This is a genomic window from Streptomyces sp. Je 1-4 4N24, from assembly GCF_026239515.1.
In the GTDB taxonomy this organism is placed as follows: Bacteria; Actinomycetota; Actinomycetes; order Streptomycetales; family Streptomycetaceae; genus Streptomyces; species Streptomyces nigrescens.
In genome coordinates this window covers 7,585,578-7,600,544 of sequence record NZ_CP110836.1, presented here as the reverse complement: position 1 = coordinate 7,600,544, position 14,967 = coordinate 7,585,578, and the positions used below count along the sequence as shown (strand labels likewise).

General features: G+C 72.3%; 11 protein-coding genes. 8 read left to right on the top strand and 3 right to left on the bottom strand.

The window, feature by feature from the left end; all coding sequences use genetic code 11:
* Positions 1-93: 93 nt before the first annotated feature.
* Complete coding sequence (locus SLV14N_RS33235) at positions 94-753, top strand: DUF4255 domain-containing protein (RefSeq protein WP_208686048.1); 660 nt, start codon at positions 94-96, stop codon at positions 751-753.
* Positions 750-2,819 carry an ATP-binding protein gene (locus SLV14N_RS33230; protein WP_263272332.1) on the top strand — a complete coding sequence of 690 codons (2,070 nt, stop codon included), beginning with the start codon at positions 750-752 and terminating at the stop codon, positions 2,817-2,819. Before SLV14N_RS33235 ends, SLV14N_RS33230 begins: the two co-directional genes overlap by 4 nt.
* Positions 2,820-2,871: 52 nt before the next feature.
* On the opposite strand, the gene SLV14N_RS33225 is transcribed toward SLV14N_RS33230, so the two are convergent.
* A complete protein-coding gene (locus SLV14N_RS33225; protein WP_263272330.1) occupies positions 2,872-4,227 on the bottom strand; it encodes an RICIN domain-containing protein in 1,356 nt (451 codons plus the stop codon).
* Positions 4,228-4,308: 81 nt separating this feature from the next.
* On the bottom strand, positions 4,309-7,188 hold the full coding sequence (locus SLV14N_RS33220; protein WP_263272328.1) for a BTAD domain-containing putative transcriptional regulator: 2,880 nt from the start codon (positions 7,186-7,188) through the stop codon (positions 4,309-4,311).
* Between the two features lie 296 nt (positions 7,189-7,484).
* On the opposite strand from SLV14N_RS33220, the gene SLV14N_RS33215 reads away from it, so the two are divergent.
* From SLV14N_RS33215 to SLV14N_RS33190, 6 genes are all read left to right on the top strand, one after another.
* Positions 7,485-8,687: a hypothetical protein gene (locus SLV14N_RS33215; protein WP_208686040.1), complete on the top strand. Its 1,203-nt coding sequence runs from the start codon at positions 7,485-7,487 to the stop codon at positions 8,685-8,687.
* A 287-nt stretch (positions 8,688-8,974) separates the two neighbouring features.
* Positions 8,975-10,537 carry a DUF4157 domain-containing protein gene (locus SLV14N_RS33210; RefSeq protein ID WP_263273347.1) on the top strand — a complete coding sequence of 521 codons (1,563 nt, stop codon included), beginning with the start codon at positions 8,975-8,977 and terminating at the stop codon, positions 10,535-10,537.
* Positions 10,538-10,671: 134 nt separating this feature from the next.
* A complete protein-coding gene (locus SLV14N_RS33205) occupies positions 10,672-12,249 on the top strand; it encodes a phage tail sheath subtilisin-like domain-containing protein (RefSeq protein WP_208686038.1) in 1,578 nt (525 codons plus the stop codon).
* 81 nt (positions 12,250-12,330) lie between these two features.
* The gene (locus SLV14N_RS33200; RefSeq protein ID WP_018087540.1) at positions 12,331-12,774 is read left to right on the top strand and encodes a phage tail protein; all 444 of its coding nucleotides are present in this window, start codon (positions 12,331-12,333) and stop codon (positions 12,772-12,774) included.
* Positions 12,774-13,187: a hypothetical protein gene (locus tag SLV14N_RS33195; RefSeq protein ID WP_109888413.1), complete on the top strand. Its 414-nt coding sequence runs from the start codon at positions 12,774-12,776 to the stop codon at positions 13,185-13,187. Before SLV14N_RS33200 ends, SLV14N_RS33195 begins: the two co-directional genes overlap by 1 nt.
* Positions 13,184-13,342 carry a DUF6760 family protein gene (locus SLV14N_RS33190; protein WP_208686034.1) on the top strand — a complete coding sequence of 53 codons (159 nt, stop codon included), beginning with the start codon at positions 13,184-13,186 and terminating at the stop codon, positions 13,340-13,342. The genes SLV14N_RS33195 and SLV14N_RS33190 overlap by 4 nt, the downstream gene beginning before the upstream one ends.
* A 923-nt stretch (positions 13,343-14,265) precedes the next feature.
* Here the strand turns inward: SLV14N_RS33190 and SLV14N_RS33185 are convergent.
* Positions 14,266-14,523: a hypothetical protein gene (locus SLV14N_RS33185; protein WP_263272323.1), complete on the bottom strand. Its 258-nt coding sequence runs from the start codon at positions 14,521-14,523 to the stop codon at positions 14,266-14,268.
* Between the last annotated feature and the right edge of the window lie 444 nt (positions 14,524-14,967).

The following is a 14,967-nucleotide window of genomic DNA, read 5'->3' as shown; positions in this document are numbered from 1 at the left end:
AGCAACAGGTGCGGGTGCGAAAGCAAAGGGTGGAGCGGTGACGGAGTTGGCGGAGGACGTACGGGCTACGGGTCACGGGGCGGGGGAACGCGCGTGATCCACGAAGTCGATGAGGCGGTGCGGTCCGTGCTGCGCGGCGGGGTGCTGCCGGACGGCGCGGGGGACGTCGCCTTCGAGGCGCCCACCCGCGACTGGGCGGCGCGGCGCAACGCCCCCACGCTCAATGCGTATCTCTACGACATTCGCGAGGACGTCGCCCGTCGCGAGCGCGGGGCGATCGCGGAGCGGGACGCGAGGGGTGTGATCGTGCGCAGACGCCAGCCGCCGCGCTGGTTCCGGCTGTCCTATCTGGTCACGGCGTGGACCACCCGCCCGGAGGACGAGCATCGGCTGCTGTCCGCCGCGCTGGGGTGCCTGCTCTCGCACGAGATCCTGCCGGCGGCCGCGTTGCCGCAGACGCTCCGCGCACTGGAGGTGAGCATCCCGCTCACGGTTGCGGTGCCGCCCCCCGAGTCCCGCTCGATCGCCGACATCTGGTCCGCGCTCGGCGGCGAACTCAAGCCGTCCCTGGACGTGGTGATCACGGTGCCCTTCCCGGTCTCGCCGTCGTACGAGGTGGCGCCGCCGGTCACGGAGGGGGCGGTCACGGTCGTCCGCGGGCTCGACGGGGTCCCCGGCGACTCAGCGCCCCGGATGCTCCGGTCCACTCCGGACGCCTCGCCATCCGCGAAGGACAGCGAGGGGGAACGGTGAGCGGTGAAACGGTGAGCGAGAACGCCGGCGGGGCGCTGCGGGGCCGGCTGGCGGGGCTCCGCGAGCGGGTGGCCGGGCTGGTCGAGCGGCGCAGCGCCGACGATCCGACGGCTGCGGACCCGCTGCGCGGGCTGTATGTGACCCCGGAGACCGCCAGACGGCTGGCCGCGCAAACGCCGGCGGAGGGCACGGGCACGTCGTACACAGCGGGTGGGGCACATGCAGGCGAGCCGGCGGACGAGGCACCGGGGCCGTCGGACCGCTCGGTCGCGCTCGCCGGGCGGTTCGGGCTGTCGGCCCTGGACCTGCAGATCCTCCTGGCCGCGCTCGCGCCCGATGTGGACCGGAGCTTCGAGCCCCTGTACGGCTATCTCAACGACGATGTCGGGCGTCGCCGTGCCACGGTCGCGCTGGCGCTGGACCTCGCGGGCACCGGCCCGTACGAGGCCGAGGCCCGCGCCCGCTTCCACCCCGCCGCGCCACTGCTGTCCGGCGGGCTGCTCGTCATCGAGGACGAGGACCGGCCACTGCCGGGACGGGCGCTGCGGGTGCCGGAGCGGGTGGTGGCCCATCTGCTGGGGGACAACGGTCTTGATCCTGAACTCAGCGGCGGCGAGGTGGAGTTGCTGTCGGCGGGACAGCGAGCCGCCGGGATTGCGGGAAGCGCTGCCCCCACCGACGACGCGTCGTTTGCCGGGCGACTCGCCGCGCTCGCGAGCGGGCGGCCGCTCGCCGTCCATCTGCGGGAGCGCCGGCCCGGTACCGCCGCCGAACCGGTGACCGACGGGCTGCGGCACGCCGGCCTGCCCGTGCTGCGGTATCGGCCCGACGGACACCACGGCGACGGTGCGGGCCTCGCGGGCGCACTGCTGCGGGAGGCGCGGCTGCGGGGAGCCGCGGTCGTCGTGGGCCCGCTGCCGGAGCGGCCCGGCGCGCTCGTCAGGGCGCTGGCGGGCGGGGACGTGCCGGTGGTCTTGTTCGGAAGCGAGCCGCACGACCCGGGCTGGGCCCCGGATTCCGGGCTGTTCGCGCTGGACGCGCCGGACGGCGGGGCGGCGGCGGACGAGGTCTGGAGCACCGCACTCGGCTCCGTGGACGAGGGCTTCGACCTCGCTGCGGCCGTTGCGCCGTACCGGCTGGGCGCCGCCCAGATCCGGCGGGCGGCCCGTGCGGCCACCGCCCTCGCGGCCTTCGACGGGACGCCGGTGACCGCCGCCCATGTCCAGCACAGCGCACGCCAGCAGTCCGCGCCGCTGCTGGACCGGCACGCCCGGCGCGTACGGCCCGCCGTCGGCTTCGACGGGCTCGTCCTGCCGCCCGAACCGCTGTCGCTGCTGCACGAACTGGTGCAGCGGGCGCGGCACCGGGAGAAGGTGCTCGGCACCTGGCGGCTGCGCACCGGCGGTGGGCGCGGCAGAGGCGTGGTGGCCCTGTTCGCCGGGGAATCCGGTACCGGGAAGACGCTCTCCGCGGAGGTCGTGGCCGGCGCACTGGGGCTGGATCTCTATGTGGTGGAGCTGTCCTCGGTGGTGGACAAATACATCGGGGAGACGGAGAAGAACCTGGAGCGGATCTTCTCCGAGGCCGACCGCACGGACGCCGTGCTGCTCTTCGACGAGGCCGACGCCGTCTTCGGCAAACGCTCGGAGGTCAAGAGCTCGCACGACCGGTACGCGAACCTGGAGAGCGCGTATCTGCTCCAACGGCTGGAGGCGTTCGACGGGATCGCCGTTCTGACCACCAATCTGCGCGCCAACATCGACGAGGCGTTCACCCGGCGGCTGGACCTGGTGGTCGATTTCCCGTTCCCGGATGACGGCCAGCGGCTCGCCCTGTGGCGTTCCTGTCTGGCGGCCACGCCCTGCGCGGACGACCTCGGCCTGGACGTCTGCGCCAAGGAGTTCGAGCTGTCCGGCGGTGCGATCCGGTCCGCGGCGGTGACCGCGGGCTATCTCGCGGCGGGGCGCGGCGGGCCGGTGACGGCGGCGGATGTCCGGGCCGGGGCGCGGCGCGAGTACCGCAAGATGGGGCGGCTGGTGCCGGACGCGTCGCCCATGTGGGACTGACCCTCCGGGGGCGGCAGGGGCCGGGCGAGGCAGCGGCCGGCCCCTGCCGGTGTCACTGCCCGTCGGCGATCAGCCAGTCCTGCCGGGGGTCGGGCCCGTCGGTGCACTTCCAGGACAGCGCGCCCTTGTCGTTCTGCAGATCGGTCAGGCACTCGTCGTTGCGCATGTTGACGATGCGGGTGCGGCCGTCGCCCGTGTCCATCAGCCGCCACTTCTGCTGGGGCGGAAGCTTGCCCGACGTCAGTAGCTCGGGGTCGGCCGCCCAGAGCTCGACCTGGTTGGTGTTCTCCTTCAGCTGGGCAACGCTGCCCGGGGAGCTGGCCGACTCCAGGGCGACCGTGTTGTCCTCGGGGTAATGGTGGATGGTCCACCACTGATTGCGGCCGAACTGATCACCCGTCCACTGGGGGCTCTGGCCGATCTGTGTGCCGTCCTCCTGACTGCCCCCGTTGGCCTGGAGGTACCAGCCGCCGTTGGCGTTGGAGCGGATGGTCTGCTCCTTCGGGCCCTCCGGCTCCCCGCCGCCGTCATCGGCGGGCTCCTCCGGGGGTTGCTCCTCGGGCTTCTCCTCGGGCTTCTCCTCCTCCGGGGGCTTGGACGGCGCCGGCTCGGAGGGCTTCTCCTTCTCCGGGAGCTTCTGGGACTGGCCGGGCTTCTCCCGCGCGCTCGTGGACACCTTGGGCACGGCCCTGAACCACAGCGCCACGAAGGCCAGCGCCGCCACGACCAGCAGCGAGAGCACCGCCATCGCCCAGCGCGGCAGCACGGACGGCTGGAGGTAGGTGCCGCGCAGCTCGGTGGGTTCCGGGACTCCGGCTCGCTGCACGGAGACAGTGAACGGGTGCTTGTTGAGTCCTCCGACCCAACTCACCGCTCCGGGACGGATATTGAGGTCTACGAAGGCGGCGCGGCCCGGCGCGACCTGGACCGAGGTCGGCTCGGGCTCGACGGTGAGGGCATCGCCGTTCTCGCGGCCGGAGAGGGAAACCGTCAGCGGCTGGTTGCCGAGGTTGTCGACGGCTACCGACGCCTTGGCACGCCAACGGCCGCGCACGGACAGGGGCACCAGCTCACAGCGGAGTTCGGAGAACGGCCCGACCGTGACCTGCCCCTCGACCACGTCGCGGATCTCGGGGTGCTCGACCGGCTCGACGCGTATGCCGAAGGGCGTCGGACCGGCCACGGCGTCCGACGTACGCGGGGGTGCGAACTCGACCTCCGCCGTGCCCTCGGCCCCGGGGTACAGCCGCAGCACGTCCGGCTCCACCCGCGTCCAGCCCGCTACGGCGCCGGCCGGCCGCAACCGGTACTCCTCGACGGTGTCGCCCGTGTTGCGTACCCGCAGCCTTACCCTCGCGACGGAACCGGGGTCGACGGTGATCGCGGCCGGTTCCAGTGAAGTCCACATGCTCACCAGGGCAGTCAACCGGCAACGCCGGGCCCGGGTCAGCGTGCGTAAGGGCAGAGCCGGGGGCAGAGCGAGATGTCCTTACGGCACCTTGCGGCTCCCTGGCGGGGTTGCGGCGGGCGGCAGACCGCGGCTCTCCCCCATATTTGCGCGCCCGCGCCCGCAGCGGCACCGGCACTCGCGGCCGGGCGGTGGCGCGGGAGCCGGGAGCGGCGGGCCCCGCTCGGATTCCCAAGGGCCCAGTCGTGCACGGTCGCGGGCAGCCCGGAGCCGGCACCGCCGTCGCGCCTGCCGAAAGGGGACCGCCGCGTGCCGCGGAGGCCCGTCCCGCCGCGGCGCACAGCGGGCCTGGTACCGGATCTGCCCGAGCCTGTACTCGCTTCCGTCCGGGGCCGCCGGCCGCGGCGGCGGCCCCGCCAGCTCCCGGGCCATCGCCACGGGCACGACGGCCGGTTCGCGTTCGGCCAGGGCGCTGACCGGCGGACCGGCGGACGCATGGGCCTGCCGCAGGGTCTCCCCTGGCGCGCTCTCCGTCCATGCGTACGTCTCGGTGCCGTGGTGCGGGGCGGTGCCGTGGTGCGGGGCCCTGAGCAGGCGCAGGGCGTGCGCGGTGGCCGTGTCGTCGCCGTGCTGCCGGGCGGTGTCCACGGCGCGGCGCACAAGCGGTTCGAGGGCGCGGTGACGCGCGGTGCCGCCGAGCACCCGCGACCACGCGGTGAGGAGATCCACGGCGGAACCCAGCAGTCCGGGCGCCGCGCCCAACGCCCACTCCACGGCCGCGTACAGCCGCGGGTGCGCGTCGTGCAGCCACGCACGCGCGGCGTCGGCATCGGCGAGCGTACGGCCCGGGGAGTCCGGGTGGCACAGGAGACCGGGCAGGACACGGTGCGGCTCGATCAGCCGCACCGCCGTCAGGACGGTGGCCAGCACATAGTCGAAGAAGCGGTGCTGCGCCGCCGCCCGCTCGCAGGGGCTGTCATGGCGCTCGCCCAGCCGCCGGGCGAAGAGCCTGAGCAGATCGTGATAGCGGTAGCGGTCCTCGCCGTGCAGCTCCACGAGTCCGGCATCGACCAGCGTCTCGACCGCCTCCTCCGCCTCGTCGTCGGTGGTGTCCAGCAGCGCGGCCGCGGCGCCCCGGCAGAAGGTCGGCATACCGCACAGGGCGAGGGCCCGGAAGGCGTGGGCGAGGCCGGGCCCGAGCGCCTCGTAGCCGACCCGAAAGGTCGCTTCCACCTCCAGGTCGCCCACCCGCAGCTCGTCCAGTCGCCGCTCCTCGCTCAGCCGGGCCACGAGACCGGCCATGGCCCGGCCCGGCCGGGACGCCAGGCGGGCCGCGGCGATACGCACGGCGAGCGGCAACCCGCCGCAGACGGCGACCAGTTCGCGCGCGGCAGCCGGCTCGGCGGCCACCCGCTCCGCCCCCACGATCGCGCCGAGCAGCCCCAGCGCCTCCCCTTCGGCCATCACCTCCACGTCGACTCGGTCCGCACCGGGCAGCGCGAGCGTCCGCGCACGGCTGGTGACCAGCACCGCGCACCCCGGTGCCCCGGGCAGCAGCGGCCGCACCTGTGCACTGTCGCGGGCATTGTCGAGGAGGACGAGGACCTCACGGTCGGCGAGCAGCGAGCGGTACAGGGCGGCCTTCTGCGCCAACCCGTCCGGTACCGCGCGCTCCGCGACGCCGAGCGCGCGCAGGAAGTGCGTCAGAACGGCGCTGCTGTCCTCCGGAGCCAGGCCGCTGCCCTGCAGATCCACATACAGCTGCCCGTCGGGGAAGCGGGCCCGTACGGAATGCGCCACATGCACGGCCAGCGCCGTCTTGCCGACCCCGCCGAGCCCGCTGAGCGTGGCCACCATCGGTGCCCGCGCGCCGGCCGCCCCGCGCAGCGCCGGGGCCAGATGGGCGACGGCCTCCGCGCGCCCCGCGAAATCGGCGATGTCGGGCGGGAGTTGAGCCGGTACGGGCGGTGGTGGGCCGATCCGCGAGGTGTCCCGGTCAGGGCGGGGCGGGCGCGGTTGACGGTCCCGGCTGTCACCGGTGCGGTCGCGGTCAGGACGGGCCCGGTCGCCGAGAGGGCCGGTACCAGGACCGGGCCCTGTTCCAGAGCCCCTCGATCGCGTACGCAACTCCTCGTACAGTGCGCGGAGTTCGCGGCCGGGCTCGGCGCCGAGTTCGGCGTCGAGGGTACGGCGGGTGGCCGCGTACACCGCGAGGGCCTCCGACTGCCGGCCGGCCCGGTGCAGGGCCCGCATCAGCAGGACCTGGGTGCGTTCCCGCAGCGGATGCTCGGCGGCGAAGGCACGCAGTCCGGCGATCGCCCCGGCCTGCCCGCCCAGCTTCACCACGCAGTCGAAGAGCTCCTCCTGGGCGGTGACGCACAGTTCGGTGAGCCGGTCGCGCTGCCGCTGGGCGTACGGTCCGGGCAGTCCGGCCAGGGCCATGCCCGCCGGGAGCGCCAGCGCACCCCTCAGCTGCTCGTACGCTCCCGCGATATCGCCTGCCTCACGTAACCGGCGCGCCGTGGCCAGCCGCTCCTCGAAGACGGACGCATCCAGCGCCTCGCCGGGCACCCGCAGGGCGTAGCCGCCGCCCGACGACACCAGCAGGTGCGCATGCTGCCTGGGCCTGCGGTCCGGCTCCAGCAGGCCGCGCAGCCGGGAGACATACGTCCGCAGGGTGCCCACCGCCCGCGGCGGCGGGTGCTCGCCCCACAGCGCGTCCACCAACTGCGGTACGGATACGGGCCGGCCCCCGTGCAACAGCAGCACGGCCAGCACGGCGCGCTGCTGCGGCGGGCCGGGATTCAGCGGGCGGTCGCCCCGCCAGGCCCGCACCGGACCGAGCAGTTGAAACCGCAACCGGTCACCCCGGTCCGGGCTGCCCGCCCCCTCCGCGCCCTTCAGCACGTCCGCGCCACCGCGCACCGCCCGCTCGCTCCCCGGCCCCTGTCGACCTGCCACGCCCACCCTTCGGACCAGCACTGATGTACCGGCCATACCAACGTAGCCCAGCGTACGGACACCGATTCCCTGGAAACGTCCGATAGTGACCCAACCACTCATCCCTCCGTTTCTCCGGCCATCAGGGCTTCTCGATGGTGCGGCCGGACGCTTACCGGTGTTCAACAGGGCAACCGCTCTGCCCGTTCGGCTCCCCTTCCGCCTCTGGAGGCAGTTTCCGCCGGGGCCGAAAATCGGCAGTCGGGCCACCCAGGACCACGGACCCACGAACCACCGGCCGCCAGAACGGAGCCCTCGTGCACGCACACGAACGGCGGGCCACGGGAGGGGAATCGGCGCCACGCACCGCGCCCCGCGGACCCGAACGCCCCCGCACCCCCGCCGCAGCCCTGTCCGCCCACCCGCCGGACGCGCTGCGCACCCTCCAACGGGCCGCGGGCAATGCGGCGGTCGCCCGCGCCCTGGCCCCGGCGCCGGAGGGCGCAAGAGGCCCACAGCACCTCCAGCGGTACGCGGAGGGAGAGGCCGCCCTCGGCTTCGACAAGGTCTCCGCGCACGGCGGTATCGCCATCCGGGGACGGCACGAGGCCTACGCCGACGCGGACATGATCGCCGCCGCCGCGCACAGCCTCGACGCCCAGGACCAGGTGCCGATCACCCTGGAGCGCGGGGCGGCGGTGCAGGCCGGTGAGCGCACCCTCTACCGGGTGCTGCCCGTCTACAAGGACGCGGCCAGGGCCGCGGCCGCCGTACGGGCCGCCGGCCGGAACCCGGAGGGCGCCGGTCACGAGCCCGTGGCCGGGGACAGTGCGGCACAGCGCGGCGACAAGCGTGCCGCGTATCTGCAGTCCCTGACCGACCCCCCGGAAGTCAGGCAGCTCGTCGCGCTCACCCGGCGCATCGTGACGGCGCTCCAGGCGCGGGCCGAACCGCGCAGTTCCACGGTCGACGGTCTGCGGTCCGAAGCCATGAAGCTGGCGGTGGCCACGATGGGCGGTGGCTGGGTCGCCGCGCGCTTCCCCTACCCGGAACGCACCGGCCGGGAGGGCCTGACCGACCTCGCCGTGATCATGCCGAGCCTGACCGCCGACTTCCTCGCCGGACTTCCCGCCGTCGAGAACCAGGAGGCCCAGGTACAGGAGCTGCTCATCACGCTCCCCAATGACTGCAAGGCCGCCGCGGCCCAGCTCATCGGCACACCGCCGGCCGGCGGCCTCAGCGTGCGACGTGACGCCCCCGCGGTCGGCGAGAACCACTTCGTCGACCTGACCGGAGCGGCGGCGGACGGCTGGGCGAACCACTTCGCCGCCGTCATCCTGCGCGACGGCCCCGACAGCCTCACGTACGAGACCGCCGCCGACCGCACCAGCGCACTTCAGCAGGGCAAGTCCCTCGGCTACTTCGAGCTGTACGGCCCGGCCGGGACCGACCAGTCCTTCGACCAGATCATCGGCGCCAAGAACCAGGCCTATGCGTCGCGGTCGGCACCCACCGCGTGACCGAACGGGCAAAGCGCTCTGCCCCCGACGGGGCCCGTTCGTCTCTACAACCGGAACCGCCCGTACGCGAAGGTCGAAAGCGTAGGGAGCAAAGCAGCAGTAAGTGGTGACGGGGGAGGAACATCGTGCGGGCACAGGACCGGCAGCCCGGCTCGGCCGACGACCGCTCGGGGGCGGCGCACGCCGTCCGTACGACGCCCTCCCCGGCCGCAGACGCGGCTCGCCTGGCCGCGGCCGGGGAGGCGGAGCGCCTCACCCCGGAGGCGGCCGCCGTCCTTCAACGGACCGTGGGCAACGCGGCGTTCTCGGCCCTCCTGGCCGGCCAGGAGCAGCACAAGCACGGCGCGGGCTGCGGACACACCGCGCCCTCCAGCGTGCAGCGTTCGCCCGTCCAGGAGGTCCTGCGCGCACCGGGCCGCCCCCTCGACGAGCCGGTCCGCACCGACATGGAGACCCGCCTCGGCGCGGATTTCTCCGACGTGCGTGTGCACACCGGCGCCTCCGCCCATGAGTCGGCCGAGTCCGTCGACGCCCATGCGTACACCTCCGGTTCGCACATCGTCTTCCAGCGCGGCCGCTACAACACGTCCTCCGCGGCGGGCCGCCACATGCTCGCGCACGAACTGACCCATGTGATCCAGCAGCGCAACGGCCCGGTCGCGGGGTCCGACCGCGGCGACGGGACGAAGGTGAGCGATCCGTCCGACCGGTTCGAGAAAGAGGCGGAGGCCAATGCGAGCCGGGTGCTTTCCGCAGGTGTGCAGCGTACGGCCGACCCCGCGCACACCCCGGACCACGGCACCGCGGACGGGCACCGTCCCGTGCAGCGCACGTTCAAAATGGCAAACAAGACCATGCAGGCCGCTGAAGATGTCCTCCCCCTCGATGCCCTCATGGCAAAGGGCAAGGCGCGCCATGCCCGGTGGGACGACGCGTTCAAGGCGAAGGTCCGGGACGAAATCATCAAGATGGCGAGCGACGAGCGGGACCTCGGTCGCTGGCCGTCATACGAGGAACTCTTGGATTCCGCCGAAAGGCGCGTCCGGGAGGCAGCGGCAGCCGATCTTCCGCCAGTGGTTCCCACCGCCATCAAGACCGGTGCGTCGAATCCGGATCACAAGGAAGTGGACCTCCCTCAAACTGAGCAGATCCATCGCCTCGCCGAGGTCCGCCGGCGACTCTCCTCACGGGGGACGAAACAAGACCTTGACGGGTTCCGCAACCGCCAGAAGATGGTGAACCCGTTCACGCACAAGCCGACCGGAAACTCCTACTCCATCGGCCATACCGGAAACTTCGTCCTGGGCGGCCCCCAGGAAGGCGAGTACGACACGCTTTTCGCACGCGCAGGGAACAGCACCGGCCTGTCCGACAAGGAACTCGCCAAGCACTTCATCCGAGCCCTGACCGAGCCGGGATACGACTTCGACGGAATGAGCGAGGACGGGCGTAAGTACTGCTCGAAGATCGTCGCCATCATCCAGGGCGCCGAATTCCGCCGCGCCGCAGCCAACCCGACCGTGGCGATCGCCGCCTTCAACCAGGTCGTCTCCGGATCGGCCGGCACGCTGCACGAGGCCCTCACCAAGTACGCCGTCTTCGCCAAGGCCAAGGGGAACTCCGCCACCGGCGGCTCCAAGGACTCCCAGTTCCACCGTGATGCGGAGGTGGACCAGGAAGACGGGGACTTCAAGGAGCGAGCACTCAACGAGTACCAGGCACTCGCTCAGCTGGTCTCCGCCAACGGCTTCGATCCGAACGACGCGGAAGAGTTCTACAAGGGGTGCGACAAGATCGCGGCCACCTCGATGAGTTCCTTCGCCTCCACCTTCGAGTACGCGATGCCCTGACCCTCATCGCCACCAGTTCTTCTCGCCGTCAGCTCTTCTCGCCACCGATGTTCCTCACCTTCGATTCTTCCCGCCTTCGCGCAGCACGAGACACACCCGACAGATCAGTTCGCATATCCAGGGAGTAACAGAACATGCCCACCTACCTGTCCCCCGGCGTCTACGTCGAGGAAGTCGCCAGCGGATCGCGGCCCATCGAAGGGGTCGGGACGTCGGTGGCGGCCTTTGTGGGGCTCGCTCCCACCGGTCCGCTCAACGAGCCGACGCTGGTGACGAACTGGTCCCAGTACGTGGCCGCCTTCGGTGAGTTCACCGACGGGTACTACCTCGCCCACTCCGTGTACGGGTTCTTCAACAACGGCGGAACGGCCGCGTATGTCGTGCGGGTCGGCGGTACCGGCGAGGGAGAGCCGCAGGCCGCCGCTGCCCCTGAGACCCCCAGGGCGCTGACTGCCGGGGAGCCGACCGCTCTGGGGGCCTTCAAGGTCTCGGCGATCGCTGCCGGTTCCGCCAACGGCGGGGCGCTCACCGTCGAGGTGCAGGACGTCGAGGGCGAGGGCAGTGCCGACCGCTTCAAGCTGGTCGTCCGGGACGGCGACAAGGTCGTCGAGAGCTTCGACGTCAGCGCGAAGAAGAGCTCGCGGAACTATGTCGTCGCGCAGGTGAAGCAGCGGTCCAAGGCGATCGCCATCGAAGAGGCCGTCCCGGCGGCGCAGGTGACGAAGCCCGACGCGCAGGCCGTCACGCTGGCCCCGCCCGCCCCGGCGCCCGCCACCCCCGCCGGGACCGGCGCGGTCGAGCGGCTCGCCTCCGGCCAGTTCATCGGCGACTCCGCCGACCGCACCGGCTTCGGCGGCCTGGAGGCGCTCGACGAGGTCAACATGGTGGCCGTACCCGACCTGATGGCCGCCTATCAGCAGGGCCTGATCGACCTGGAGCAGGTCAAGGCCGTCCAGCTGGGTCTGATCTCGCACTGTGAGCTGATGGGCGACCGGATGGCGGTCCTGGACCCGCCGCCGGCGCTCAACGCACGCGACATCCGCAAGTGGCGCCAGGAGATCGCGGGTTACGACTCCCGCTACGCCGCGCTCTACTACCCGTGGATCAAGGCCTTCGACCCGGCCACGGGCCAGACCCGCACCATCCCGCCGTCCGGCCACATGGCCGGGGTGTGGGCCCGTAACGACTCCGAGCGTGGCGTCCACAAGGCCCCGGCCAACGAAATCGTCCGCGGGGCCATCGACCTGGAGCTGCAGATCACCCGCGGTGAGCAGGATCTGCTCAACCCGGTCGGCGTGAACTGCATCCGAGCCTTCCCCGGCCGCGGAATCCGGGTGTGGGGCGCACGCACCATGGCCTCCGATCCGGCCTGGCGCTACCTGAACGTACGGCGCTACTTCAACTACCTGGAGGAGTCGATTCTCATCGGCACCCAGTGGGTGGTGTTCGAGCCGAACGACCAGGCACTGTGGGCCCGTATCCGGCGCAACATCTCGGCGTTCCTGGTGAATGAGTGGCGCTCGGGCGCCTTGTTCGGACAGCGCCCCGAGGACGCGTTCTATGTGAAGTGTGACGCGGAGACCAACCCTGTCGAATCCGTCGACGTGGGACGGGTGGTGTGCGAGATCGGCATCGCACCGGTCAAGCCCGCCGAATTCGTGGTCTTCCGGCTGGCCCAGTTCTCGGGCGGTGGCGGGGAGCTGGAGGAGTAGCAGCCGAAACCGGGGCCTCTCCCTCTTCCTCTCACCCCTCACTCATCCCCCTTTTCCTTCCCTCAACAGGAGTGAACCACCTTGTCCCTTCAGCCCGGTGATGCCCTCACCTCACACAATTTCGGCCTGCAGATCGACGGCGTGATGGTCGAATATCTGCAGGAGGTCAGTGGTCTGACCATGGAGCAGGACGTCATCGAGTACCAGCAGGTCTCGGCGGACGGAAAGCCCGTCGTGAAGAAGATGCCCGGCACGAAGAAGGCCGGCGAATGCACGGTGACCCGCGGTATGACGCAGAGCGGCGCGTTCAGCGAGTGGATCAACAAGTCCATTGCGGGCGATATGGGTTCGGCCCGTAAGAACGCCACGATCATGATGATGGACTACCAGAACAACCCCGTGAAGCGTTACAACATGCGCAATGCCTGGTGCAGCAAGGTCGAGACCAGCGGGGTCAAGGCCGGCGACGCCGCCGCGCTGACCGAGCAGGTCACCATCGTCTTCGAAGAGCTGGTCATCGAGTAATGCGGCGCGACGGTCCGGCGGGGGCGCAGCAGCAACGTGAGCCCTTGCGTACGGAATTCGAGTTCGAGTTGCCGCGCGGATTCGTGGACGAGTCCGGGACCGTCCACCGGAACGGCGCGATGCGGCTCGCGACGGCACGGGACGAACTGATCCCGCTGCGGGATGTGCGCGTGCGCGAGAACCCGGCGTATCTGTCGGTCGTGCTGCTGGGCCGGGTCATCACCCGGCTCGGGACGCTCGCATCGGTGCACGACGGAACGGTGGAGAACATGTTCGCCTCCGATCTGGCCTTTCTGCAGGACTTCTACCGGCAGATCAATGCGGAGGGGCACACGCGCGCCGCGGTGTCCTGCCCGCACTGCGAGGAGCCCTTCGAAGTGGAACTGGCCGGGAGCCGCCTGGGGGAATCGTGACGTACGCGACCGGGCGTATCGAGGAGGAAGTCGCCTATCTCGCCTACCACTTCCACTGGGGCATCGACGACATCCTCGACCTCGAACACGCCGACCGGCGCGCGTACGTGTCACAGATCGCCACCCTGGTGGAGCGGGCTGAACGGGAGCAGTGACTGAGGATGGGGTTGTTCAGGTGGCGGCGGGGGTCGCGGGGTGCCCAGGATGCGCAGCGTGCGCAGGGGCCTGAGGCCGGGGCGCCTGCGGAGGCTTCGGCCGGGAGCGCGGACGGTGACGGCGGCGGCAGCGGTGGCGGTGGCGGCTGGTCCGCCGCGCCTCCCATCCAGCGGGTCCTGGGGGCGCCCCGCACCGTCGCGGAGGCCGGCTTCGCCGCGTCGCTGAGCGCGCACCGCAATCCCTCCTTCGGAGGGGAGCTGGGGCACGACGTCCGCGCCACGGCACCCGGTGGTGTCCTGCGCGATGCGCTGGTGCCCGTCGCCGGCCGCCCCGCCGAACTCGGCCTGCCGGTCCTGCGGCTTCCGGTCGCGGGACGGGCGGACGAGACGGCTGACGGAAGCGCGGGGGTGGCCTCGGGGTTCGCTGCCGTACAGAGGGCGGCGTCGCCGGGTGCGCCGCGTACCCAGGCCCAGGGTGGGACACGTAGCCAGGCTCAAAGTGGGGCGGCCGTGCAGAGGAGGGCGGCGTCGGCGGGTGCTCCGGGGACCCAGACCCACGGTGCGGCACATACCCAGGCTCAAGGTGCGGCCGCCGTACAGCGGGCAGTGGCGCCGGGTTCCCCGGGGACCCAGACCCACGGTGCGGCACATACCCAGGCTCAAGGTGCGGCCGCCGTGCAGTCGGCGGCGGCGCCGGGTTCCCCGGGGGCCCAGACCCACGGTGCGGCACGTAGCCAGGCTCAAAGTGCGGCCACTGTGCAGTCGGCGGCGGCGCCGGGCGCTCCTCGTACCCAGACCGAACGTGCGGCACGTCCCCAGACCCAAGAGGGGGCACCTACCGGAATCCCGGGCGAGGCACCCGTACAGCGGGCGGCGTCGCCAGGTGCGCCGCGTACCAGGACGACTGCCGTGCGCGCTCCTCGTCAACCGGCTTCGGGGAGCGAGACGTCGTCCGCGACCCCGCGGAACGACGCGCCGAGCGCGGCGTCTGCCATGTCGCCGGGTACGCTTCCGGTCGCCTCGGCGGCCGGGCCGCCCGTCACCCCGTCTGCCGGGCCGCCCGTCACGCCGTCCTCCGTGCCGTCGGGCGCCCGGTGGGGTGGACAGCCGAGGTCGGCGGTGGCCGAGCCGGCATCCGGGAATGCCGGCGGTGCGGGTGGCACGAGCGTGCCCGGTGGCAAGGCCGCTCCTGGTACCACGAGCGTGCCCACGGGCGTGCCCGGTGCCGAGGCTGTGCCCGTGCCCGGTGGCGGAGGTGAGGCCGCTCGCTCCGCGTCGCGTGCGGTGAGGCCCACCGGCCACCCCTCACCCATGCCGGTAGCCCTGCCCATGCCCGTACGGAAGGCCGGCGGCGCCCGGTCCCCGCTCACCTCGGCCGGCAAGGTCCCGATGCCGCCGCGCCGGCTGCGGCCGGCCACCTCCTCGCATCCGGGGAGCAGCGACAGCGCCCCCTCCCCCACTAACACACCCTTGCAACGCACCGAAGCGCCGGCGCCGACGGCCACGACGGCTCCGGAAGCGGCGCCCTCTGTTCCTTCCCCCTCACCCCGCACCCCTGCCGCCGGACCGGCGAGCGAGGGTGCGGCCCCGGCCCCCGCCGCTGTACGGCCCGGCACCCCTCAACG

What these genes read in the sequence shown, in the direction of transcription:
- SLV14N_RS33225 (WP_263272330.1), bottom strand. Translation starts at nt 4,227, where the DNA reads ATGTGGACTTCACTGGAACCGGCCGCGATCACCGTCGACCCCGGTTCC.
- SLV14N_RS33205 (WP_208686038.1), top strand. Translation starts at nt 10,672, where the DNA reads ATGCCCACCTACCTGTCCCCCGGCGTCTACGTCGAGGAAGTCGCCAGC.
- SLV14N_RS33195 (WP_109888413.1), top strand. Translation starts at nt 12,774, where the DNA reads ATGCGGCGCGACGGTCCGGCGGGGGCGCAGCAGCAACGTGAGCCCTTG.